Annotated in this window: 18 protein-coding genes and 3 tRNA genes; 4 read left to right on the top strand and 17 right to left on the bottom strand. The window is 44.1% G+C overall.

The window, feature by feature from the left end; translation table 11 throughout:
* Positions 1 to 48 precede the first annotated feature (48 nt).
* Both L1D21_RS06080 and L1D21_RS06075 read left to right on the top strand, forming a co-directional pair.
* Positions 49 to 1,317: a YeaH/YhbH family protein gene (locus L1D21_RS06080; RefSeq protein WP_239844365.1), complete on the top strand. Its 1,269-nt coding sequence runs from the start codon at positions 49 to 51 to the stop codon at positions 1,315 to 1,317.
* Positions 1,318 to 1,325: 8 nt separating this feature from the next.
* On the top strand, positions 1,326 to 2,852 hold the full coding sequence (locus tag L1D21_RS06075) for a SpoVR family protein (RefSeq protein ID WP_239844364.1): 1,527 nt from the start codon (positions 1,326 to 1,328) through the stop codon (positions 2,850 to 2,852).
* Positions 2,853 to 2,908: 56 nt separating this feature from the next.
* Here L1D21_RS06075 and rplY read toward each other — a convergent pair whose 3' ends face one another.
* The 14 genes from rplY to L1D21_RS06005 all read right to left on the bottom strand — a co-directional run bounded on the left by rplY (position 2,909) and on the right by L1D21_RS06005 (position 16,802).
* Positions 2,909 to 3,196 carry a 50S ribosomal protein L25 gene (gene rplY, locus L1D21_RS06070; RefSeq protein WP_239844363.1) on the bottom strand — a complete coding sequence of 96 codons (288 nt, stop codon included), beginning with the start codon at positions 3,194 to 3,196 and terminating at the stop codon, positions 2,909 to 2,911.
* A gap of 141 nt (positions 3,197 to 3,337) precedes the next feature.
* Positions 3,338 to 3,886, bottom strand: coding sequence for a DUF882 domain-containing protein (locus L1D21_RS06065; RefSeq protein ID WP_239844362.1), 549 nt, complete (start codon positions 3,884 to 3,886; stop codon positions 3,338 to 3,340).
* 111 nt (positions 3,887 to 3,997) lie between these two features.
* Positions 3,998 to 5,428, bottom strand: a complete 1,431-nt coding sequence (locus L1D21_RS06060) for a L,D-transpeptidase family protein (protein ID WP_239844361.1) — start codon at positions 5,426 to 5,428, stop codon at positions 3,998 to 4,000.
* Between the two features lie 506 nt (positions 5,429 to 5,934).
* Positions 5,935 to 6,020 (bottom strand) — tRNA-Leu (locus tag L1D21_RS06055).
* 50 nt (positions 6,021 to 6,070) lie between these two features.
* Positions 6,071 to 6,144, bottom strand: a tRNA-Cys gene (locus L1D21_RS06050).
* A gap of 33 nt (positions 6,145 to 6,177) precedes the next feature.
* Positions 6,178 to 6,253, bottom strand: a tRNA-Gly gene (locus L1D21_RS06045).
* A 436-nt stretch (positions 6,254 to 6,689) separates the two neighbouring features.
* Positions 6,690 to 7,247 carry a CDP-diacylglycerol--glycerol-3-phosphate 3-phosphatidyltransferase gene (pgsA, locus tag L1D21_RS06040; RefSeq protein WP_239844360.1) on the bottom strand — a complete coding sequence of 186 codons (558 nt, stop codon included), beginning with the start codon at positions 7,245 to 7,247 and terminating at the stop codon, positions 6,690 to 6,692.
* Positions 7,248 to 7,294: 47 nt separating this feature from the next.
* Positions 7,295 to 9,127, bottom strand: a complete 1,833-nt coding sequence (uvrC, locus tag L1D21_RS06035) for an excinuclease ABC subunit UvrC (protein ID WP_239844359.1) — start codon at positions 9,125 to 9,127, stop codon at positions 7,295 to 7,297.
* A 26-nt stretch (positions 9,128 to 9,153) separates the two neighbouring features.
* On the bottom strand, positions 9,154 to 9,798 hold the full coding sequence (gene uvrY / locus L1D21_RS06030) for a UvrY/SirA/GacA family response regulator transcription factor (RefSeq protein WP_239844358.1): 645 nt from the start codon (positions 9,796 to 9,798) through the stop codon (positions 9,154 to 9,156).
* A 296-nt stretch (positions 9,799 to 10,094) separates the two neighbouring features.
* Complete coding sequence (gene prpF / locus L1D21_RS06025; protein ID WP_239844357.1) at positions 10,095 to 11,264, bottom strand: 2-methylaconitate cis-trans isomerase PrpF; 1,170 nt, start codon at positions 11,262 to 11,264, stop codon at positions 10,095 to 10,097.
* A 65-nt stretch (positions 11,265 to 11,329) separates the two neighbouring features.
* Positions 11,330 to 13,933, bottom strand: coding sequence for a Fe/S-dependent 2-methylisocitrate dehydratase AcnD (gene acnD / locus L1D21_RS06020; RefSeq protein ID WP_239844356.1), 2,604 nt, complete (start codon positions 13,931 to 13,933; stop codon positions 11,330 to 11,332).
* Positions 13,934 to 14,029: 96 nt separating this feature from the next.
* The gene (prpC, locus tag L1D21_RS06015; protein ID WP_239844355.1) at positions 14,030 to 15,154 is read right to left on the bottom strand and encodes a 2-methylcitrate synthase; all 1,125 of its coding nucleotides are present in this window, start codon (positions 15,152 to 15,154) and stop codon (positions 14,030 to 14,032) included.
* A gap of 91 nt (positions 15,155 to 15,245) precedes the next feature.
* Positions 15,246 to 16,124, bottom strand: a complete 879-nt coding sequence (prpB, locus tag L1D21_RS06010) for a methylisocitrate lyase (protein WP_239844354.1) — start codon at positions 16,122 to 16,124, stop codon at positions 15,246 to 15,248.
* A gap of 21 nt (positions 16,125 to 16,145) precedes the next feature.
* Positions 16,146 to 16,802 (bottom strand): GntR family transcriptional regulator, encoded by a 657-nt coding sequence (locus L1D21_RS06005; protein ID WP_239844920.1) that lies wholly within the window; start codon positions 16,800 to 16,802, stop codon positions 16,146 to 16,148.
* 266 nt (positions 16,803 to 17,068) lie between these two features.
* Between L1D21_RS06005 and L1D21_RS06000 the strand changes: the two genes are divergently transcribed.
* A complete protein-coding gene (locus L1D21_RS06000) occupies positions 17,069 to 18,778 on the top strand; it encodes a S16 family serine protease (protein WP_239844353.1) in 1,710 nt (569 codons plus the stop codon).
* 66 nt (positions 18,779 to 18,844) lie between these two features.
* Complete coding sequence (gene fabA / locus L1D21_RS05995; RefSeq protein WP_239844352.1) at positions 18,845 to 19,360, top strand: bifunctional 3-hydroxydecanoyl-ACP dehydratase/trans-2-decenoyl-ACP isomerase; 516 nt, start codon at positions 18,845 to 18,847, stop codon at positions 19,358 to 19,360.
* Between the two features lie 328 nt (positions 19,361 to 19,688).
* Here fabA and rmf read toward each other — a convergent pair whose 3' ends face one another.
* The 3 genes from rmf to L1D21_RS05980 all read right to left on the bottom strand — a co-directional run bounded on the left by rmf (position 19,689) and on the right by L1D21_RS05980 (position 23,873).
* Complete coding sequence (gene rmf, locus L1D21_RS05990; protein WP_239844351.1) at positions 19,689 to 19,865, bottom strand: ribosome modulation factor; 177 nt, start codon at positions 19,863 to 19,865, stop codon at positions 19,689 to 19,691.
* 187 nt (positions 19,866 to 20,052) lie between these two features.
* Entirely contained in the window at positions 20,053 to 21,915 is a 1,863-nt protein-coding gene (locus tag L1D21_RS05985; protein ID WP_239844350.1) for a DUF3466 family protein, read from the bottom strand.
* A 26-nt stretch (positions 21,916 to 21,941) separates the two neighbouring features.
* On the bottom strand, positions 21,942 to 23,873 hold the full coding sequence (locus tag L1D21_RS05980) for an ABC transporter ATP-binding protein (protein ID WP_239844349.1): 1,932 nt from the start codon (positions 23,871 to 23,873) through the stop codon (positions 21,942 to 21,944).
* Between the last annotated feature and the right edge of the window lies 1 nt (position 23,874).

Below are 23,874 nucleotides of genomic sequence, written 5' to 3'. Positions count from 1 at the left end.
TCCCCCCCTGTGGGGAGCTTGCTCCCCAGACGTCTTTTGGAGGTGCGCATGGCAAACTTTATAGATAGAAGATTGAATGCCAAAGGGAAAAGCACGGTTAACCGGCAGCGTTTTATTAATCGCTATAAACAGCAAATAAAAAAAGCGGTTAGCGATGCGGTCACCAGACGCAGCGTTACCGATATCGACAAAGGTGAAAAAATTGGTATACCGACTCGGGATATCAGTGAGCCGATTTTTCACCAAGGCCGTGGCGGCATTAAAGAGCGAGTGCATCCTGGTAACGATCAATTCGCTCGAGGCGATCAAATAGAGCGCCCGCCTCAAGGCGCAGGCCAAGGGAGTGGTCAAGGCGATGCTTCCGATGCTGGAGAAGGCCAAGATGATTTTGTTTTTCAAATATCCAAAGATGAATACTTGGAGCTGTTATTTGAAGACTTAGAACTTCCCAATCTACAGAAAAACCGGCTTAATAAACTGGTTGAATATCAAACATACCGTGCCGGATTTACTAATGATGGCGTACCAGCCAACATCAACATTGTTCGCTCCTTGCGCTCTTCACTCGCCCGACGTACAGCCATGACTTCGGCTAAGAAAGCCCTATTAACGGAATTAAAAGCTGAACTTGAACAATTAGAACAAACTCCAGGTTCAGATGCAGAACGAATCATCGATTTAACAACACAAATCGAACAACTTGAAACCCGTATCGCAAAAGTGCCTTTTATCGATACCTTTGACTTACGTTATAACAATTTTGCCAAACGTGAGGTGCCATCAAGCCAAGCTGTGATGTTTTGCCTTATGGATGTATCCGGCTCGATGGATCAAGCCACAAAAGATATGGCAAAACGCTTTTATATCTTGCTGTATCTATTTCTCACTCGTACCTATAAAAACTTAGAGGTGGTGTATATCCGGCACCATACTCAAGCCAAAGAGGTCGACGAACACGAGTTTTTCTACTCCCAAGAAACGGGTGGCACTATTGTTTCAAGTGCGCTGAATTTAATGCATCAAATACAAAGAGAACGCTACCCAAAAAATGAGTGGAATATCTATGCCGCACAAGCCTCTGATGGCGATAACTGGGCTGATGATTCACCAACGTGCAGACACATTTTAGAAAAACAACTTCTGCCCGTCGTGCGCTATTTTAGCTATATCGAAATCACCAATCGTGCCCACCAAACGCTGTGGCGAGAGTATGAACAGCTACAAAAAAGCCATGACAATATCGCCGTTCAGCACATCAGACAGGCGGAAGATATTTACCCTGTCTTTAGGGAATTATTTAAGAAGCAGGCGGTTTAGGGGGGCTTATGACGAGAAAAAAAAGTACGGTATTAGACGATGGGCCCGATTGGAATTTTGAATTATTACAATCCTACCTCACGGAAATAGAGCGGGTCGCTAAGCATTATCGTTTAACCACCTACCCCAATCAAATTGAGGTGATCACAGCCGAGCAGATGATGGATGCCTATGCGGGGATAGGTATGCCAATCGGTTACACTCATTGGTCTTTTGGTAAAAAGTTTATCGAAACAGAACAGGGTTATAAGCGAGGCCAAATGGGCTTAGCCTATGAGATTGTAATTAACTCCGATCCCTGCATTGCCTATTTGATGGAAGAGAACACTATTACCATGCAAGCCTTGGTAATGGCTCATGCTAGCTTTGGCCACAACAGCTTTTTTAAAAACAATTACCTGTTTAAAACCTGGACCGATGCGAGTTCAATTATCGATTACTTAGTCTTTGCAAAGAACTATATTCGTGAATGTGAAGAACGCTATGGCGTTGAGCAAGTTGAGCTACTTATAGACTCTTGTCATGCCCTAATGAATTATGGCGTCGACCGCTATAAACGCCCTAGTGAGATCTCATTTAAAGAGGAAAAAGTACGTCAAAAAGAACGGGAAGAATATCTTCAAAGCCAGGTAAACGATCTATGGCGCACAATTCCGCTTAATCAAGCGGCAGTTAAGCCTTCTGAGTTGACAAACTTTCCTGCAGAACCCCAAGAAAACATTCTCTATTTTATCGAAAAAAATGCGCCTTTATTAGAACCTTGGCAACGAGAAATTGTTCGAATAGTCAGGAAGATGGGCCAATATTTTTATCCACAACGACAAACCCAAGTGATGAACGAAGGTTGGGCAACATTTTGGCATTACACCTTACTCAACCATCTCTATGATGAAGGCTTAGTCAGCGATCGCTTTATGATTGAGTTTTTACAAAATCATACCAATGTGATTGCACAGCCTAGCTACAATAGCCCTTATTACTCAGGCATTAACCCTTATGCTCTCGGCTTTAATATGTTTGTCGATATCCGCCGTATCTGTGAATCCCCCACAGATGAGGATCGACGTTGGTTTCCTGAAATTGCAGGCAGTAACTGGTTAGATACCCTGCACTTTGCTATGGAAAATTTTAAAGATGAGAGTTTCATTAGTCAGTATCTGTCACCCAATATCATTCGGCAGTTCAAACTCTTTAGTATTCTGGATAATGATAAGAAGAATTACTTAAGCATATCTGCAATCCATGATGAACAGGGCTATCACGACATAAGAAACAAACTATCGCAACAATATAACCTATCGAATAATGAACCAAATATTCAAGTACAAAGTGTCGCGATATCGGGAGATCGTTCACTGGTATTGCGCTATATCCCCATAAACCGAATTCCACTAGATGAAAGCTGCCATGAGGTGGTCAAACACCTTCATCGTCTGTGGGGATTCACTGTAACTCTAGAGCAGATAGACGAAGACGGACAAACACAAATCATCTCTACCTGCCCAGATAAACAAACCGAACTGGAAAATATCTAGATATTAGCCAATAAAAAAGCGCCATAAAGGCGCTTTTTTATTGTTTCAATTCCGCATTAAGCGAAAGTGAAATCCACATGTTCGATAAGTGGCTTGAACGCATGACGTTGCATAGCTTGAACGCGGACTTTAACTTCTTTACCATCTAAAACGATAGTTAAATCAGAAGTGTAGAAATCTTCATTCGTTTGAATGTTGATAATATCTTTGTGGTCGAATTCAATAGAAACAGCTTCTTTGCCAGCACCGTAGATAACAGCAGGTACTTTACCAGCATGACGTAGGCGGCGGCTCGAACCTTTCCCTATTTCAGTACGGGTTTGTGCAGTAATTGCGTAAGACATAGTTTACTCACTTATTTTAATAAAGTTTTGGGTGATCACCGTTCTCGACCAACGATGACCTCATTTAAAGCGAGCGAATACTAGCACAAGCAAGCCCACATAACAAATAGAAGTTATCTGAATCAGCTGTTTTATGAGTCGTTACCAAGTTCGAACTGGGCCCGTGTCCACATGTACAAAACCTGAGTTTGGATAAAATCCGACGCCGCCCAATTTCAATGAACGTGCGGCATCACGCAAGTCTTTTAGCTCGACCCCAGGAATCGCAATATCCATCGCCATACCTTTCATATGATAACTTTTCTTGGCTACGCCATTGCTTTTCGATGCCAACATAGCATTAGTCTTTGGACAACGGTAACCAGAGATAACATGAAACTCATGTTCCACATTTAAGGTTTGCTTCAAAGTGAATAACAAGTCAAATAATCGCTTATCCATAGGTGCAATTTGATTGGCACGATGATCACGCAGAAGATGATTAAAATCACTCAATGTTTCTGCTTGATAGTGTCCGTCAACCCAATAGCTTCCGTGCCCTCTTTCGCCTGTATGTCTATTATAAAAACTTAAGCTGCGAACGCCTGTTGCCGAACGGCTTGCTTGAGCTTTTGGTGCAACCATAGAGAACATTGCAACACCACCAAGACCTAATAACAACTGCCTACGCGCAGGACACACTACTGTCAATTCACACCACCGTTCACTTTTTGACCAACAAGGCCGCACAAATTAAACGGAATGAAACCGAAGATCAAGCAGTATTTTTAGACTGAATAATAACTCAAACCTAGGCAGGCTTTAGTATTTGGCGTGTAATGTTGCAGTAATATTCTGATTTCTATTGTATATGTCATCTCTGAACTGTGCGATATTTTGGCCATCTAGCCATGACGTCCAGTAAACTAAATGAATAGGTAATTTGTGATCAAACGCAAACCACTGAGTTTTATTGCGCTCAATCTGCATATCTACCCAAGTTTGCTTATCACTAACTAAGTATGATGCCATCCAATTTGCTAGCTGCTCTACTTTCTCAATTCGAATACAGCCCGAAGACAATGCTCTATCACTCCTAGCGAATAATCCCTTGTCACTGGTATCGTGTAAATAAACACTGTACGGGTTTTCAAAGAAAAATTTATAGCGGCCTAGAGTATTGCCCACCCCAGGCTTTTGTACCAAACGATAGGGAAAACGGCCTCTGGCCACATCGCTCCACTCTTGTGGTGTTTTAGTTACTAGTTGACCGTCATAATTAAACGCTTGAAAATTTCGACGGCTCAAATAGCCTCCATCTTGGCGGACCTTAGGAAGCAGATCATATTTAACCAGTTTTCTTGGCACATTCCAGCTGGGATTTAGTACAAGATTGCTTATCTCGCCTTTTAAAATGGGGGTCTGCCGATAGGGTTTACCTACAATAACTTTCGAACGTAACGCAATTTGCGCACCATCGACCAGTACCATTTCATAGGCCGGGATATTTATTAATAAGTAACGATCGCCGACATGAGACATATATTGGGCACGCTCAATGAAATTAAATGCCAATAACTTAGCTCGTTCTAGCGGCGTGCGATTGAGCCAGCGGATGGTATCAGGACCAATAATGCCATCTTGTTTTAAGCCGTGACGCCATTGAAAGCGCATCACCGCACTACGCAAAGTATCATCGTAATAATCGACTTTGCTTGAACTTGCTGGATCATACTCTGCACTGTAATCCCGCAACCACATCAAACGCTCGGTAATTTCAGGCACAATTGACGCACTCTGACCGGGTTTTAATAGACCAATAAAATGCAGCGGACGCCATTGGTGCTGCTTTGCTAGCCAAGTTAAATAACGAATACGATTATTTAACTGCAAATAACCATCAACCTCTGGCTCTAATGCCATCACAGCAGTGAAGATATCTGGATCATGAATCGATTGAGGGGCGCGAATAGCGATGCCATGACGTTGCCAAAAGTCGGCTATTGCCGTCGCCAGCTCATAGAACTCAGGTTTTGACAAGGAGTCAAAGACAGGTTGAGCGTTACTTTCACTCTCTGTTTCTAGACGTTGTTGATAGAAAACAAAAGGCTCTCTTGGCTCAACAAGTGATATCAACTGAGCCTGCTGGATAAGAGAAATCATAGCGGCATCAGCTCGACCGACAGCGGATGACATTGAAGACATAGCCAACCCTGACAGCAAGACAATAAATAATACAATTGTTCGCATCATAATTCCTCCTAGGGTAATTATGGTGCACAGATCGATTTCTCTCCTGCTGAACTCAAGATAAATTTTTTATAAGCAAGTACGCAAAGCTAACCAAACACTCTTTCTTCGGTATTTATTGCATAAATGGACACAAAAAAGCCCCAACTAATGTTGAGGCGTTTTTGTCATCTAAAGATGGTACCCGAGGCCAGACTTGAACTGGTACGCTTATTCAATTGATACGGATTTTAATTTTCAACACTTAATTGTTGCGGATTTCATCCAAGGAAATTGTTAATACAAAAAACAATAAGACACAAAAAAGCCCCAACTAATGTTGAGGTTTTTTGTCATCTAAAGATGGTACCCGAGGCCAGACTTGAACTGGCACGCTTATTCAATTGATGCGGGTTTTAATTTTCAACACTAAATTATTGCGGATTTAATCCAAGGAAATTTTTAATACGCAAAGCGATAAGGCACAAAAAAGCCCCAACTAATGTTGAGGCGTTTTTGTCATCTAAAGATGGTACCCGAGGCCAGACTTGAACTGGCACGCTTATTCAGCGAGGGATTTTAAATCCCTTGTGTCTACCGATTCCACCACTCGGGCAAAGTGTGTTTTAGCGTTGATTTGTAATGAACCAACATTAAAACTTAAAGTGGAGGCGCGACCCGGAGTCGAACCGAGATCGACGGATTTGCAATCCGCAGCATAGCCATTCTGCCATCGCGCCACTTTCCAATTAGCTTATAACCAAAAAAGCAATTGGAGCGACATATCGGGTTCGAACCGATGACCTATACCTTGGCAAGGTATCGCTCTACCAACTGAGCTAATGTCGCCTTAACTTTACGAACAACTTCAACTGTAAACATCACAAAGGTATCGTCTTGACCTTTACCAACTGAGCTAATGTCGCCTTAACTTTACGAACAACTTTAACTGTAAACATTACAAAGGTATCGTCTTAACCTTTATCAACTGAGCTAATGTCGCCTTAACTTTACGAACAACTTTAACTGTAAACATTACAAAGGTATCGTCTTAACCTTTATCAACTGAGCCAATGTCGCCTTAACTTTACGAACAACTTTAACTGTAAACATTACAAAGGTATCGTCTTAACCTTTAGCAACTGAGCTAATTTTGTTCTTCAATCAATTCTGCCTGTAAAGCTTTCCTTGACTGCGGAATGGCATTCTACCGATTTACCCCTAACTGTCAACGACCTATTTCTCATAAATGGATCGTTTGAACACTTAGTGATCGCATTGCATTTTAATTGTGCGATTCGTCAGTTAAATCCTTCCATGCTGCCATAATATAGCTAACCATTGACCAGAAAGTTAAAATGGCAGCGATATAAAAAAGCACAACAGCGGTAGAGGTCAAAAACGTATTGGGCTGCCAAATTAAACCGATGATGGCCACCATTTGTGCAGCGGTCTTATATTTACCAATCCAAGAAACGGCGACGGCACCACGCTTACCAATCTCAGCCATCCACTCACGTAATGCTGAGATCACAATTTCTCGGCCAATCATAAACAGCGCCGGCAAGGTCAACCAAATTTCATTATATTGCGCGACCAATAGCACCAATGCTGTCGTAACCATAATTTTATCTGCAACAGGATCGAGAAAAGCACCAAAGCGTGTCGATTGCTTCAGTTTTCTCGCTGCATAGCCATCTAACGCATCGGTGACCGCCGCCAGCCAGAAAACGAACGCAGCCGCAAAGGGTGACCATGAATAAGGCACATAAAAAAGAATTACAAAAACAGGTAGTAATACTAGCCTGAAAAGGGTCAAGGCTATCGGTACATTAAACGGCATGGGAAAACCAGTTATCTATAAGCAGCGCCAATCTTGCCTTAATTTTGCTACCCTCGCAATGCATCATGTATTGTTTGTGCCATTTCTGGACTAATACCGGGTACTTTTGCCAACTCTGCAACACTGGCTCCTTTAACTTGTTGTAAGCCACCTAAATACTGAAGCAAGGCTTTACGGCGTTTCGGACCGACACCTGCTATCGACTCTAAAGTGGAGGTATTACGTGTCTTCTGACGTTTATTACGATGGCCAGTGATCGCAAAGCGATGTGACTCATCACGAATATGTTGGATTAAGTGCAGCGCACCAGAGTCGGCTGGCAGATTAAACGCAATTTCATTCTCACCGTAAATCAAGGTTTCTAACCCAGGTTTACGCCCTTCCCCTTTAGCGACACCAATCAATGTCGGTGCGACATCTAACTGGGCAAACTTCTCATTGACCACCTTTTGCGCGATCCGCAACTGGCCAATCCCCCCGTCAATAAACAATATATCGGGAATTTTGCCATTGACATCAACTTTATCAAACCGCCGACTAATTGCTTGCTTCATCGCGGCATAATCATCACCCGGAGTTATACCATGGATGTTATAACGACGATAATCGGCTTTATGTGGTCCTTCACGATTGAACACCACGCATGAAGCCACTGTGCTTTCACCCATGGTGTGACTGATATCGAAACACTCCATACGGTTGATTTTTTGGCTCTGCTCGAGAGCTTCTTCCAATAACAAGAAACGTTGTTCGACAGTATTTTGATGCGACAAACGCGTTTCAACTGCATTTTTGGCATTAGTATCAGCAATCCGTAAAAAACTGGCGCGTTCACTTCGCACCTTAGTTTTTATCGATACGTTTTTCTCTAATGCTTGCTTAACGGCATCTTCTAACTCATGGATATCCTCAAACTCATGACTCACGATAATTTCGTTAGGGATGGTTCTTTGGCTATCCACATTTAGGTAAAACTGCAACATAAAGGCTCGTAGCACTTCACTTAACTCTGTCTCATCTGGCACCGCCGGATAATAACTACGACTACCAAAGATCTTACCGCTGCGAATAATCAGAAGATGAAAGCAAGCAACGCCCGAAGCAAAATACACCCCGATCACGTCCATATCACCATGACTACCAGAGACTTCTTGCTGCTCTACTACTCGCCTTAGGGCACTGATTTGATCGCGATAACGGGCAGCGTCTTCGTAATGCATGTTCTGTGCGGCCTGCTCCATCTTGGCCACTAAACTCGCCAGCACTTGCTGATCTTTGCCCTTTAAAAACAGCGTAGCCAACTTAACCTGCTCTTGGTACTCCTCATCCGATACCTTATCAACACAAGGCGCACTACAACGGGCAATTTGATACTGTAAACAGGGTCGAGACCGCGCTTTATAGTAGAGATCATCACACTGACGTACGGGAAATAGCTTTTGCATTAAATGCAGGCTTTCGCGTACCGCACCACCATTAGGGTATGGTCCGAAATACTGACCTTTCTCCCGCTTAGCACCACGGTGATAAGCCAGCCTAGGATGTTGATGACTACTTAAAAAGATATAAGGATACGATTTATCATCACGCAGCAAGACATTGTATTTAGGCATGTACTGCTTGATGTAATCGTTTTCCAGCAGCAGTGCATCGGTTTCGCTGTGAGTCAAGGTAACATCGATATCACGTATATGTGATACCAAGGCACGAGTCTTAACGTTAGTGACATTCTTGCGAAAATAGGAACTAAGACGTTTCTTTAAGTCTTTGGCCTTACCCACGTAGATAACTGTGCCTTCGCCATCATACATGCGGTATACCCCTGCAGACGAGGAGACCGACTTAAGAAAAGCAACTGAATCAAAACTTGAGGAAGTCATCATTAAACCAGGTTAGCTAGCAAATGCTAAAACTGACCTGTGTCGAGCATTTTGTAACGGATCGCTAAGCGGGTTAACTCCACATCGCCACTGATCCCCAACTTATCAAATAAACGATAACGATAGCTGTTGACGGTTTTAGGACTTAGGTTCAATTGCTCAGAAATATCACTGACCTTCTCGCCGCTGGTGATCATCATCATGATCTGTAATTCTCGTTCAGACAGTGATTTGAATGGATTATCTTCAGACTGATTAAACTGACTCAATGCCATCTGCTGAGCGATTTCAGGCGACAAATAACGTTGGCCGTGGGCAACCTGTCTAATCGCTTGTATCACTTCTGGAGGCGTTGCTCCCTTAGTTAAGTAACCCGATGCGCCCGCTTGCATGACTTTAGTTGGGAAGGGTTCTTCGCTATGAATGGTAAGCACAATGATTTTGGCATGAGATTGATAACGTAAAATTTTGCGCGTCGCTTCTAATCCACCAATGCCGGGCATGTTCATGTCCATCAAGATCACATCGGCTTCATTATTTCGGCTCCACTGTACTGCAGATTCACCATCACCAGCTTCCCCCACAACCTTGATCCCTCTTTCATCTTCAAGAATACGACGGATCCCGGTTCTTACTAATTCGTGGTCATCTACCAAATATACAGAAATCAACTTAATGCTACCTTGGTTAGCAAATTGCTAAACCCACTATGTCACCGAGAATAATTAAAGTTAATTTATCCCAATTGAGATCATTAGGAAAGGAGAAAATCTCTCAGGTTAACCCAATGAATTATAAGTGAACTATTTTAGGAATTTCTGTCTATAAAATCGCTAAACTGCACTATTTTTCACTCTTTCAAATTGAAACTTGATTCGCTGATTTGATTAATTATCAATAGTTTCAAATGAGTTATCACAATAAAAAAGGATGCCATTGCATCCTTTTCAATTAATGAGTCTTACAGTTAAACATGGATTGGCGGCACGGCCACCACACCTTCCATCAAAACCCGCGCACTACGGCTCATACTGACTTTTTCCACCTGCCATTGCTGATCGGCAAACATGGCCTTGGCACCCACTTTTAAGGTGCCAGAAGGATGACCAAAACGCACACTATCACGCTCAATGCCACCTGCAGCCTGATTAACTAAAGTGCCAGGGATCGCCGCAGCCGTTCCAATGGCAACCGCTGCCGTCCCCATCATGGCATGATGCAGCTTTCCCATCGATAAAGCGCGAACCAACAAATCGACATCATGGGTTGAGACCGCTTTGCCACTTGATGAATGATAGGCCTTTGGCGGTGCCACAAACGCCACCTTGGGTGTATGCTGACGTGTGGCAGCTTGCTCAAGATTATCAATCAACCCCATCTTCAACGCCCCATGAGCTCGAATAAGCTCAAACTTAGCTAATGCCGCATCATCGTTATTGATGGCCTCTTGCAGCTCAGTACCATCGTAGCCTAAAGCTTTAGCATTGAGGAAAATTGTCGGTATACCGGCATTAATCATGGTAGCTTCAAAACTGCCGACACCTTCAACATCCAATTGATCGACTAAATTGCCCGTTGGGAACATGGCACCTTCACCATCGGCGGGGTCAACAAACTCAACGACGACTTCGGCGGCGGGGAAAGTAACGCCATCAAGCTCAAAATCACCCAGCTCCAACACCTCTCCGTCTTGCATTGGCACATGAGCAATAATGGTTTTGTGAATATTTGCCTGCCAGATTTTAACGACGGCAATGCCGTTATCTGGCACTTTAGCGCTATCAACTAAACCTTTACTGATGGCAAATGCGCCCACCGCGGCAGTTAAATTACCGCAGTTACCGCTCCAATCGATAAAAGGCTTATCGATTGCCACCTGACCAAAAAGGTAATCTACATCGTGATCGACTTTACTGCTTTTAGCCAAAATTACGGTTTTACTGGTACTTGAGGTGGCGCCGCCCATACCATCTGTATGTTTACCGTAAGGATCGGGGCTACCAATAACCCTAAGCAACAATGCATCGCGCACATCACCAGCAACTTGCGCCGCCTCGGGTAAATCCGTTAGCGAGAAAAACACCCCTTTGCTGGTGCCACCGCGCATATAGGTTGCGGGTATTTTTATCTGTTTCATCTTACTTCCTTAAAGCGGTGATAAGCGATTAAACCTATCACCGCACTCGCTTGTGTTAGCCAGCATTACGCCTGTTTAGCCTCAAGAAAATCTTGAGCGAAACGTTGTAGCACCCCGCCCGCCTGATAAACTGACACTTCGTCGGCAGTATCTAAGCGGCAAGTGACCGGGACTTGCACTCGCTCACCATTTTTACGCTCGATGACCAAGGTAAGCTCAGCTCTTGGCGTTGGCTCACCAATCACATCGAAGGTCTCGGTTCCATCAATCTTATAGGTGTGACGAGTCTCACCCGCTTTAAACTCCAGCGGTAACACGCCCATGCCGACTAAGTTGGTACGATGAATACGTTCAAAACCTTCGGCAACAATGGCCTCAACCCCTGCTAGACGAACCCCTTTGGCAGCCCAGTCACGTGACGAGCCTTGACCATAATCACCACCAGCGACGATGATCAGCGGCTGATTACGTTGCATATAGGTTTCAATCGCTTCCCACATACGAGTCACTTTGCCTTCAGGCTCAATCCGCGTTAGCGAGCCTTGCTTGACTTCGCCATCGACAATGGCCATCTCGTTAATCAACTTAGGATTAGCAAAAGTGGCACGTTGCGCGGTTAAATGGTCGCCTCGGTGAGTAGCATAGGAGTTAAAGTCCACCTCTGGTAGCCCCATTTTCGCCAGATATTCACCGGCTGCACTGCTGGCTAAAATCGCATTTGAAGGCGAAAGGTGGTCTGTGGTGATATTGTCGCCCAGCACAGCTAAAGGTCGCATCCCTTTAAGGGTACGTTCACCCGCCAGAGCACCTTCCCAATAGGGAGGACGACGGATATAGGTACTCTGTGGACGCCAATCATATAAAGGACTGATCTGCTCTCCATAGTCCACAGCTAAGTCGAACATTGGCGTGTAGATAGATCTAAACTGCTCGGGTTTAACACTCGCCTTAACGATAGCATCAATCTCTGCGTCGCTTGGCCAGATATCTTTAAGTAAAATAGGCTGACCCTGCTTATCGACACCCAGGCTGTCTTTTTCAATATCAAAACGTATGGTGCCAGCAATGGCATACGCTACCACCAATGGCGGCGAAGCTAAAAATGCTTGCTTAGCATAAGGATGAATACGGCCATCGAAATTACGGTTACCCGATAACACTGCAGTAGCATATAAGTCGCGTTCAATCACTTCTTGCTGAATAACAGGGTCTAATGCGCCGCTCATACCGTTACAAGTCGTACAGGCGAAACCAACGATACCAAAACCAAGTTGCTCAAGTTCAGGTAACAGGTTGGCATCTTTAAGGTAGAGCTCGGCAACTTTAGAACCTGGAGCAAATGATGATTTAACCCAAGGCTTACGGGTTAATCCCAGCTCATTGGCTTTCTTGGCAATCAAGCCAGCGGCAATCACGTTACGTGGATTACTAGTATTAGTACAGCTGGTAATTGCCGCGATGATCACTGCACCATCTGGCATTAGCCCTTGTTCATTTTCAACTGTGCCTGCTATTCCTTTTTCTGCCAGTTCTGTGGTAGCCACACGGCGATGAGGATTAGAAGGACCGGCGATATTACGTACCACACTCGAAAGATCAAAGCGCAGCACACGCTCATATTCAGCTTGTTTTAGACTATCTGCCCACAAGCCCGTTTGCTTTGCATAGTTCTCAACTAATTTCACCTGATCGCTATCGCGACCAGTGATGGTGAGATAATCGATAGTCTGCTCATCGATATAGAACATCCCTGCCGATGCACCGAACTCAGGCGTCATATTAGAGATGGTGGCTCTGTCTCCTAGCGTAAGATCGGCAGCACCTTCACCGAAGAACTCTAGATAAGATGACACCACTTTTTGCCCACGTAAAAACTCGGTTAACGCGAGCACGATATCCGTCGCAGTAATACCGCTTTGACGTTTACCCGTTAGCTCAACCCCGATAATGTCTGGCAGGCGCATATATGATGGACGACCGAGCATAACATTTTCAGCTTCCAGACCGCCCACACCGATGGCGATGACACCCAGTGCATCTACATGAGGTGTGTGGCTGTCCGTACCCACTAAGGTATCGGGGAACGCCACACCGTCTCGGCTTTGGATCACTGGCGACATCTTCTCAAGGTTGATCTGATGCATGATGCCATTACCAGGCTGGATCACATCGACATTTTTAAAGGCTTTCTTAGTCCAATTAATAAAGTGGAATCTATCTTCATTACGTCTGTCTTCAATGGCGCGGTTTTTAGCAAAAGCTTCTTTATCAAAACCTGCATGTTCAACCGCTAAAGAGTGATCCACAATCAGCTGAGTCGGCACCACAGGATTGACTTCGGCAGGATCGCCGCCCTTTTCGGCAATTGCATCACGTAATCCAGCCAAGTCCACAAGCGCTGTTTGACCTAAGATATCGTGGCAAACGACTCTAGCCGGATACCAGGGAAAATCTAGGTCGCGTTTGCGCTCGATCAATTGCAGCAGCGCATCGTTTAACATGGCTGGCTCACAACGCCTAACTAAGTTTTCAGCCAACACCTTTGAGGTATAAGGCAATTTGTCATAACTTCCCGGAACTAGCGACTCAACCGCGCAGCGGGTATCGAAATAATCTAAGTCACTTCCAGGAAGTGATTTTCGGTATTGGGTATTCATAGTGAAATCCATTTAATTACTGTCACACAACCAAGCCAAGAGCAGCTCAAGCATTAGCATTTTGGCGCTCGCGATCAATGATTCAGCAATCGCGAGCAGCCGTTATCTTTATCGCTGGCTGATAGGTGTGACTTTACGTGGCTCAGAGCCAATATAGTCTGCACTTGGACGAATAATGCGGTTATTGGCACGCTGCTCCATCACATGTGCAGCCCAACCTGTAAGGCGTGAGCAAACAAAGATAGGCGTGAATAACTTGGTTGGAATTCCCATGAAATGATAAGCCGAAGCATGGAAGAAATCGGCGTTACAGAAGAGTTTCTTGCTGTCCCACATAAACTCTTCACAGGCAACAGAAATGTCATAGAGTGAAGTATCACCAAACTCATGGGCCAGTTTCTCTGACCAGGCTTTAATGATCACATTACGAGGGTCTGATTCACGATAAATCGCATGGCCAAAGCCCATGATCTTCTCTTTACGCTCTAACATACCAGCCATTTGCACTTTAGCATCTTCTGGCGATGAGAATTTTTGGATCATATCCATCGCCGCTTCGTTAGCACCGCCATGCAGCGGTCCACGTAAAGAGCCAATGGCGCCAGTGATACAAGAGAACATATCCGACAGCGTCGAAGCACAGACACGAGCAGTGAAGGTAGACGCATTAAACTCATGCTCTGCATAAAGGATCAGTGAAACATCCATAACACGACGATGCTGATCTGAAGGTGTTTTGCCGTTAAGTAATTTAAGGAAGTGTCCACCGAGTGAATCTTCGTTAGTGGTGCAATCTATCTCAACTCCATCATGGCTGAAACGATACCAGTAACACATGATCGCTGGGAACGCGGCTAATAAACGATTGGCGGCTTGTTGCTGCTTAGAAAAGTCCACCTCAGGCTCAAGGTTTCCTAAAAATGAACAACCTGTACGCATCACATCCATTGGGTGAGCATCGGCTGGAATACGTTGTAATACCTCTTTCAATGTCTGCGGCAGGTCGCGCAATGACATCAATTCTGTTTTATAAGCATCTAACTGTGCGGCATTAGGTAACTCACCATTAAACAGCAGGTATGCCACCTCTTCGAACGTAGCATTCTCGGCCAAGTCTGACACGTCATAACCACAGTATGTTAAGCCTGAGCCTGATTTACCCACTGTACATAATTTTGTTTCGCCTGCGCTTTGGCCACGAAGACCTGCGCCACCTAATTTTTTATCAACCATGATATGTTCCTTTTTGGAATCTAATTTAATATCAGCCTCAACAGGTTTTGATTTGAGGCGTAGGGTTTAATTGCAATCTATTACTCGAGCTTTACTTGTTTTTACCTTCGGCAAACAAGCTATCTAGCTTTTGTTCATAATCGTGGTAACCAAGATAGTCATATAGCTCCATACGGGTCTGCATGCTATCGACAACAGCCTTTTGGTCACCATCACGTAAAATCGCGGTGTAAACATTTTCGGCCGCTTTATTCATGGCTCTAAAGGCGCTTAATGGATACAGCACCATATCAGCGCCCCACTCACCTAATTCTTGCTTATTCCACAGCTCGGTTTGACCGAACTCTGTAATATTAGCTAACAAGGGGCCATCTATAGCCTCGGCAAACGCGCGATAGTGCTCTTCAGTTTTTACAGCTTCAGCAAAGATGCCATCTGCACCTGCAGCAATGTAGGCTTTAGCACGTTCAATAGCCGACGCTAAGCCTTCTTGAGCAAAAGCATCGGTACGAGCCATGATGAAAAAGTCAGGATCGGTACGCGCATCAACAGCGGCTTTAATGCGGTCAACCATCTCTTCGGTAGACACAATCTCTTTATTTGGACGATGACCACAACGCTTCTGCGCCACTTGATCTTCCATGTGAACTGCAGCAGCACCGGCTTTTTCCATATCACGAATGGTTTTGGCAATATTAAATGCGCCGCCCCAACCGGTATCGATATCAACCATTAAAGGTAAGTCGCAAGCCGAAGTAATACGCTGTACATCAACGATAACGTCATTAAGTGATGTCATGCCTAAATCCGGTAAACCATAAGAGGCATTCGCGACGCCGCCACCTGAAAGGTAGATGGCTTGATGACCAATCTGCTTCGCCATCATGGCGGTATATGCGTTAATGGTACCGACAATTTGTAATGGTTTATTGTCGACCAATGCTTGACGGAATCTCTTTCCTGCACTCATGGTGATACCTCTTTAATTTATTTATATAAGTTTGTTTTTAATATTATTTTTAGAATACATTATGTGGCGGCGCATCAATATTTCCGCCAACTCTTCGTCACGGTTAGCAATGGCCTGAACAATATGTTTATGCTCATCGAACGCCGTAGTGACTCTAGGGCCAGCCATTCCCAGTTGCACCCGGTACATACGAACCAGATGATAAATTCCGTCGAACAACATGGAGATCAGGTGTTTGTTCTTACTTCCTAAGATGATGCGATAGTGAAAGTCGACATCACCCGCCTCTTGGTAATAGGTCTCGCCCTGTTTGACATCCTTAAAATGACTTTGTAGCAATAATTCAAGCTCGGCTATCTCATCATCTGTCATGTTTTTGGCCGCAAGTCTTGCCGCCATGCCTTCTAATGATTCACGTACTTGATAAAGCTCGATTAAGCCTTCTGTCGTTAAGGCAACGACTCGAGCGCCGACATTGGCTTTACGCTCAACGATATGGCAAGACTCAAGGCGGTTTATCGCTTCGCGGATCACCGCGCGACTAACACCATAAGTTGTCGACAATTCGGTTTCGCTCAACTTTGAGCCAGCTGCTACAACACCTTCGACAATGTCTTGCCTAAGCTTATAAAAGGTTTTATCTGCTGCCGTTACTGCGGTTTGAAGCTGTAAGACCATCGAATGTTTAAACTCTTCACTAACAAGGTTGTCGACAATATAGCGATAAAATTGCTCATCATCAATAAAACAACTTAATTTTGTCGACAATTTATAAAAATAATCACTAGCGCTAAAACTAAAGTTGAATTGAAATCTAGTGACTTTCTCAATAGGTAAACTAAATAAGTGCTAACCAGCCACAAGGGTCAGTGCAACACGAAACTTGATAGGGGCTTATGGAAATTGTGCTAACATCGGACAATGTTTAAATAAAGCTCGCAAATATGAACGCCAATTCAATCTCAACTGCTTTACTGACACCGAATTTTTCGATCCCTTCGATCACTGACATTAGCGCCGATATTCAATCGAGACTGCTAGGACAAACGAGAACGCTAGATGCTTTTACTCTTTTAACTATCGCTCAGGGACAGAATATGTTTCTGGCCGATCAGCATGGTATCGAACGCGGGCCTTTGCTTGAAGCTTTAGTCCAGAGCCAAGCTGAGCAGCCAAAATGCTACCTCAATAAACATCAAGCAGGTGAACAGATTCAGTATATTTGGCAATCCCAGTTAAATGACACTTGCATTGCACAAAAGCAGCACAAGTATCGTTACTTAAGCGGCCAGATAACCAAGCGTGACCTTATTGGTTATGTCGACAATGAAAATCAATACCACAGTGGCGCATTGGCCGATAGCCAATACCTGTTTATCTGCGCCGAATCCTTATGGAAACGAGAACCATTATGGGAACTCTTGTTTCACATTATCGATCAAACTCAATATCGAGTGCACTCCAACTGGCCGACACTGCCACTGCAGTGCAAAATTATCCTAGTAGGTAGCAGTGGCCTTTATAGCGTTTGCTATTTAGAAGAGCGTTTATTTGCACGCCATTTTCCGTTATTAGGTGAATTAGTCACTGAAATTCCCCTGAGTCAAAGTAGTGAACAAGCCTATGCTGTCTGGTTGTTAACGCTCGCTAAGCAACGTCATATACAGCTTGAGCAGTCTGCGATTGCACCGCTATTTAATTACAGTTCTCGATTGGCCGATCATCAAAAGCATCTTTCGTTACTTTCGGTACCATTAACTCAGCTTATCGAGCAAGCCAGCGTGTATAACAAGGGGGTTGCCGTTGACGCTCAGGCTATCAAACAAGCACTTAAACTACAGACACAACGCCATAACGCATCACAAGAATTGTCTGCACAAAGTTTTGATGACAACTTTATAAACCTCCCAACCCAAGGCACCATGGTCGGTCAAATTAATGGTCTTACCGTATTAGATACCGCAGAATACACTTATGGGGAACCCGCACGGATCACTGCTTCCGTTCATTATGGTGATGGCGAAGTGGCCGATATCGAACGTAAATCAGAGTTGGGCGGTAATATTCACGCCAAAGGATTAATGATCCTCTCCTCTTGCTTGTACCGTATCTTCGGTAAAGATGCCCCACTTCACCTTAACGCAAACATTGTATTTGAACAGTCATATCAAGAGATTGACGGCGATAGCGCCTCATTAGCTGAGTATTGCGCTTTAGTGTCAGCCATTGCAGAACAAGCTATCGACCAAGGCATTGCTGCCACAGGAGCCATTGATCAGTTTGGTCAAGTTCAGGCCATTGGCGGCGTTAATGAGAAAATCGAAGGCTTCTTCCAGTTATGTCAACGCCGTGGACTTACTGGTGAACAAGGGGTGATTTTACCTAAATCGAATGTACAGCAACTCAATCTACATCCAGATGTTATTCAAGCCGTTGCCGATAAAAAGTTTCACCTGTACCAAGTAGAACACATGGATCAAGCGGTAGAAATTTTGATGAAACAGCCTGCGGGTGTACGCAATGAACAAGGTCAATTTGGAGAAAATAGCTTATATGGCTTAGTACAAGCTAGACTTGAAGGGTTGGCTGGCTATCCTGACGAAGAAAGTTCTTTTTTTGCCAAGTTGCTCGCTAAATTTAAACTTTCTAGCTGATCGGAGTTGTTTAGCGTACACGTGTTCGCTAATCTTGGCGGCTCTTATTGCAGAGTGAAGTAGATAATGAATAAAGCAAACAGTTTCAGCAAAGAAGAATTAGTCGCATGTGGCCATGGCAAGCTATTTGGACCAAACTCACCTCGCCTTCCTATCGACAATATGTTGATGATCGACCGCATCGTTAAAATTAACGACGATGGTGGAGAATTTGGTAAAGGGGAAATTGTCGCCGAATTGGATATCGACCCTTCACTATGGTTCTTTGATTGTCACTTCGAAACTGATCCGGTTATGCCTGGTTGCTTAGGTTTAGATGCCATGTGGCAACTAGTGGGCTTCTTCCTCGGTTGGGAAGGCGCTGAGGGAAAAGGACGCGCGTTAGGCGTAGGTGAAGTTAAATTTACCGGTCAAGTATTACCCGATGCAAAAAAAGTAACCTACAAGCTTACCATTAAACGTAAAGTATACCGTAAGCTGGTTATGGGTATTGCTGATGCCGTAATGGAAGTGGATGGTAGAGAGATCTATTCAGCAACCGATCTTAAAGTGGGTATTTTCACTGATACTTCGACTTTCTAACTAACCTGAACTCGTGATACGAGTGTCGGAAAATCTAAATTTAACAAGCTAATTCAATGCTATAAAGGATTAGTTCGAAAAGGAAAGTCTATTTCCTGACTGAATGCGCAGATTTTTGAGCATATCAAGGCGCTCTGTCGTACACCATAGCGAGCTATGGTTAGGCTGAGCAACGCAGAAAGGCACGCAAAGATGCCTATTCAGCGGCTCTGCTTATCCAGAGCTCAGGTTAACTAAAACCTCAGCGGTAAAATAACCAAAATTAAAGTTAGCAACAACCCTGAATTTCAGACCTAAAAATGCCCTCATAAAAGAGGGCTTTTTTATATCATTTATTGAACAATCCGCTGAGGCGACCTTCTACGCCTTCCCGCCAGCCCCCTAACCAATGTGACTTAGAGTCTAATGTTGAATAAGGACAAATCTCCTTAGATCGGCCACCTATCCCGGCCTGAAAACCTTTCGAAAAAGCTCTATCTAAACGATCTCTTTTTTGTCTTTTCATGCACGCAATCCTCTGTTCAAAAGTTCAAGAGGCCAAAGCCCCATCAATAGGAATAGAACTTTTTTTCACCGAGATCAATCTCAAAATGACGTTTTTAGGGTGACTGTTTTTTAAGCTGCTGAGTTCGTTATTTAAAAAAAATCGAGGACATTGCCTCGATTTTTATTTCTATTTGTTCTAACAAAAATTAACCCTGACGACGTCTTAACCAGACTAATGGTAAGAGAAATAACCATGCAAAACTGGCGGCGCCTTTGCGAACATAGTCTGCATCAACAGTATTATTATCATCCGTTGTCACAGAACAAGCTGCACCAGAAGTTGTTGGTTTAAGCACGACCATACGTGGTACATATGCAGTTACTGGTTGCCCGTTCGCATTTAGCGAGAATAATGGGCTACCGTTACTGCCTAAAACTAACTCACCGTCATCGTCATATTGATAGGAAGGCTTACGAATAAAGGCGGTCCCCACAATGGTGCCAGCATCATTAATCGCATTGGCTTCTACGATACGGATATCGGTCTCATAAGACAGTACATCTCCATTACCGTCGGTCACTTGTACTTCATTACGATTCCAGTCACCATTAGCATCTTGTACATAGCCTTTTGACTCACAGACTAACAGGTCGTTGATATCGTTAAACTCATCGGCACTCTTATCAAACAGGAAGCCGGCTTTAATACGCGGTTTTTCTTTTTCACTAGACACTTCAACATAACCTACAACTTGGCCATTGTTATTAATGTCTCTTGGGCGAGAACTACGATCGGATAACTCATCGTAAAAGTCGTTTGGAGTAACTACAGTCGGTTCTGCAGCCTTAGTATCGTAATAGAAGAACTTATCGCGTAGATAACCTTCAATATAACGTCTGTAGCTACCGACTAAGATACCATTATCGTTAATATCATAGGCGATCGAAGAGAGTTCATCATTAGTCATCTCAATCCAGTGATATTGATAATCGCCAGCGGTATCTTTTTCCCAATAAGCGGCGTCATAAGCAAACTTATCTTTATTATCTTTACGGTTAATATGTGAACGACCAACGACGGTTCCGTCACTGTTAACCCCTAAACCTTGAGCGGTATATACACGCGTACCCGTGGTATCTAGATTATCTGGCAATGCAAGTTCTGTGGCAACAACCTGATCGGTCGCAGCATCAAGTTGCCAAACCATGGCGCGCGTTTGATATAAGATACGACGATAGCCATTACTATTAGGGTATTGATCGGCCTGCACGCAAACATCGACTGGTACCGAAGTATCCGCTTCATCTTCGATACAGTTATCGATTCGGTCAGCACTAGAACTAGCAATATCTGTTGTAGCGTAACCTGCAACGAGGTTAGTGGCATTAATCGCGGTAGCAACAGACACACCACCCACAGTTACATTGTTACTACCTTCGGTATAAACCGTATAAGGGGGTACTAAGGCGACGTCGGTACCGTCTGCTTTCTTAACAAAACCACGTTGTTCGAACTCACGGTAATACCAAAAATCATAATCATCGCTATCACCTGTGTAAGCGACTTTTAACTCAGGCGCACTATAAGACCCCACAGCCAAACCAGCATCGTTGATACTGTAAAAATAGGCATTGATCGAATTGACTGTGCTTGGCACATTTTCATCGGTGTCTTTTGGATCTGTGGTACCAAAAACGGAAGAAAAAGTCGGTAACCAGCTACCAGTGGCACCATTTCCGTCGGATGTGAAAGTAAAGTTGTTGGCTAGGATCGGGCTTAAAATCGAATAGGTCACCAGCTGCTCAGGTGGAATACCATCTTCAATATCGATAACACCGCCGGTATCTTCATCAACTTCGAGTTTCTTTTTACCCTTTGAAATGCCGACAGCCTGATCGTTTTGGTTAACCCCCATACCATAACCGTTGATAGTCGATTCAATGGTGCCATTAAGCTCATAATTTTCAATATTTTGAATTTCATATACTGGCGCTGCATAAGCAGTTTGTAACGCACCGATGACCCCTACAGCCACTAACGACAAGGCTCTATCAAACTTCAACTTCATTAATTCATTCCTATTATTTTTATCGCCTACTTAAGGGCTTCTAGCTCTTCCCAACGTTCGAAGCAAACTTCTAGTTGTTGTTCTAACTCGGCAAGTTCACTTAAACGATGACTCACTTCTTGTTGCTCTTGAGCATAAAAATCGGGTTCACTGATCACTTTTTGCAAGGTTTCAATGTCCGCTTCGAGTTGCTCCATTTTTGCTGGGAGCCCATCTAGTTCTCGTTGTAATTTATAAGATAATTTCTTTTCTGGCTTAGCTGCAGCCTTAGTGAGCGGTTTAGATTCAGCCTTAACCTGCTGCTCAACTTTGGGTTGGACAGCACTAGTGGCTACTGGTTCCTCAGAATAAAATTTTGCACCTTGTGACACCGCATCTTGATAGCCACCGACGTATTCACTCCAGCCACCATTACCGGTAAACCACCATGAACTCGTCACGGTATTATCGATAAACGCCCTGTCATGACTAACCAATAACAAGGTTCCCTGATAATCGGTCAACAGGGACTCTAACAACTCTAAGGTCTCAATATCAAGATCGTTTGTTGGCTCATCGAGAATAATTAGGTTTGCCGGACGCAGCAGCAACCTAGCTAACAGCAATCGGTTCTTTTCCCCCCCCGAAAGCGCCTTCACCGGAGTGCGCGCACGCATAGGAGAGAACAAGAAATCTTGTAGATAACTTAAAATATGACGATCCTGACCATTAATGGTGACGGTTTTCTTACCTTCACCGACGTTATCTTCAACAGTTTTCTCAGGATCTAAAGCTTCACGGTACTGGTCAAAATAAGCCACTTCAAGTTTAGTACCCACTTTCACTTCACCCGATTGTGGTTGCAGTTGATCGATCAACAACTTAATCAGGGTTGATTTACCACAGCCATTAGGACCGATAAGAGCAATACGATCACCGCGCATTACGGTACTGGTGAAGTTTTTAACTAAATTCTTATCGGACAAGTTATAGTTCAATTGTTTAATATCAAACACCAACTTACCTGAGCGCTCAGTATCGGCCACCGCCATTTTGGCGCCGCCTTGACGATTAATGCGCTCCATACGCTCCATGCGTAATGCTTTTAATGCGCGCACTCGGCCTTCATTACGGGTACGACGCGCCTTAATACCTTGTCGAATCCATACTTCTTCTTCGGCAAGCTTCTTATCAAACTGGGCATTTTTTTCGGTTTCGACGCGCAGCCACTCTGCTTTGCCATCGAGATATGTCTGATAATCACCAGGCCAAGAAGTTACAACACCACGGTCTAAATCAACAATGCGCGTGGCCATCCGTTGAATAAAGCCACGGTCATGACTGATAAATACAATGGCGCCGCGATAGCTCAATAGAAACTCTTCTAGCCATTCAATGGTATCGATATCGAGATGGTTAGTTGGTTCATCGAGCAGTAATAAATCAGGCTCACTCACCAAAGCTCTTGCCAGTGCCACCTTACGCTGCCAACCGCCAGAAAGGGTCGTCAAACTAGCATCGGCATCTAGGCCAAGTAGATCGCAGGTTTGATTAATACGTGTATCTAATTGCCAACCATTGAGATGATCGATATCTTCTTGCAAACGCTCCATCTGCTTGAGCATTTTTTCCATCTGCTCAGGCGAAGCACTACCGACATCGTGTGACAGCTGATGATAGCGTTCTAATTTCTCACCGACTTCTTGTAAGCCCGCAGAAATATAAGCATAAACACTCCCCTGCTCGGCCTTTGGTGGATCTTGCTGCAAACGGCTAACCTTGATATCGGTGGCGATATTAAACTCGCCATCGTCGAGTAGGACTTCACCACACAACACCTTCATTAAACTCGATTTACCAGCGCCATTGCGGCCGACGATACAGACGCGTTCGCCAGGTTCAATCGTGAAATCGGCATGCTGTAATAGCGGAGTATAGCCGTAGGCTAACGAGCCATTGTTTATCCGAACCAGACTCAAG

The organism is Shewanella sp. Isolate11 (assembly GCF_022398315.1).
GTDB lineage: Bacteria > Pseudomonadota > Gammaproteobacteria > Enterobacterales > Shewanellaceae > Shewanella.
The sequence above is the reverse complement of the archived record's forward strand: the minus strand, read 5'-3'. Positions and strand labels throughout refer to the sequence as shown.

Excerpts from the sequence above, each read along its gene's own strand:
- L1D21_RS06005 (WP_239844920.1), bottom strand. The coding sequence starts at position 16,802 with ATGGTCTTACAGCTTCAAACCGCAGTAACGGCAGCAGATAAAACCTTT.
- uvrC (WP_239844359.1), bottom strand. The coding sequence starts at position 9,127 with ATGACTTCCTCAAGTTTTGATTCAGTTGCTTTTCTTAAGTCGGTCTCC.
- L1D21_RS06080 (WP_239844365.1), top strand. The coding sequence starts at position 49 with ATGGCAAACTTTATAGATAGAAGATTGAATGCCAAAGGGAAAAGCACG.
- L1D21_RS06060 (WP_239844361.1), bottom strand. The coding sequence starts at position 5,428 with ATGATGCGAACAATTGTATTATTTATTGTCTTGCTGTCAGGGTTGGCT.
- rplY (WP_239844363.1), bottom strand. The coding sequence starts at position 3,196 with ATGTCTTACGCAATTACTGCACAAACCCGTACTGAAATAGGGAAAGGT.
- rmf (WP_239844351.1), bottom strand. The coding sequence starts at position 19,865 with ATGAAAAGACAAAAAAGAGATCGTTTAGATAGAGCTTTTTCGAAAGGT.
- prpF (WP_239844357.1), bottom strand. The coding sequence starts at position 11,264 with ATGAAACAGATAAAAATACCCGCAACCTATATGCGCGGTGGCACCAGC.
- L1D21_RS06000 (WP_239844353.1), top strand. The coding sequence starts at position 17,069 with ATGAACGCCAATTCAATCTCAACTGCTTTACTGACACCGAATTTTTCG.
- L1D21_RS06075 (WP_239844364.1), top strand. The coding sequence starts at position 1,326 with ATGACGAGAAAAAAAAGTACGGTATTAGACGATGGGCCCGATTGGAAT.
- acnD (WP_239844356.1), bottom strand. The coding sequence starts at position 13,933 with ATGGATTTCACTATGAATACCCAATACCGAAAATCACTTCCTGGAAGT.
- pgsA (WP_239844360.1), bottom strand. The coding sequence starts at position 7,247 with ATGCCGTTTAATGTACCGATAGCCTTGACCCTTTTCAGGCTAGTATTA.
- prpC (WP_239844355.1), bottom strand. The coding sequence starts at position 15,154 with ATGGTTGATAAAAAATTAGGTGGCGCAGGTCTTCGTGGCCAAAGCGCA.
- L1D21_RS05985 (WP_239844350.1), bottom strand. The coding sequence starts at position 21,915 with ATGAAGTTGAAGTTTGATAGAGCCTTGTCGTTAGTGGCTGTAGGGGTC.
- prpB (WP_239844354.1), bottom strand. The coding sequence starts at position 16,124 with ATGAGTGCAGGAAAGAGATTCCGTCAAGCATTGGTCGACAATAAACCA.
- fabA (WP_239844352.1), top strand. The coding sequence starts at position 18,845 with ATGAATAAAGCAAACAGTTTCAGCAAAGAAGAATTAGTCGCATGTGGC.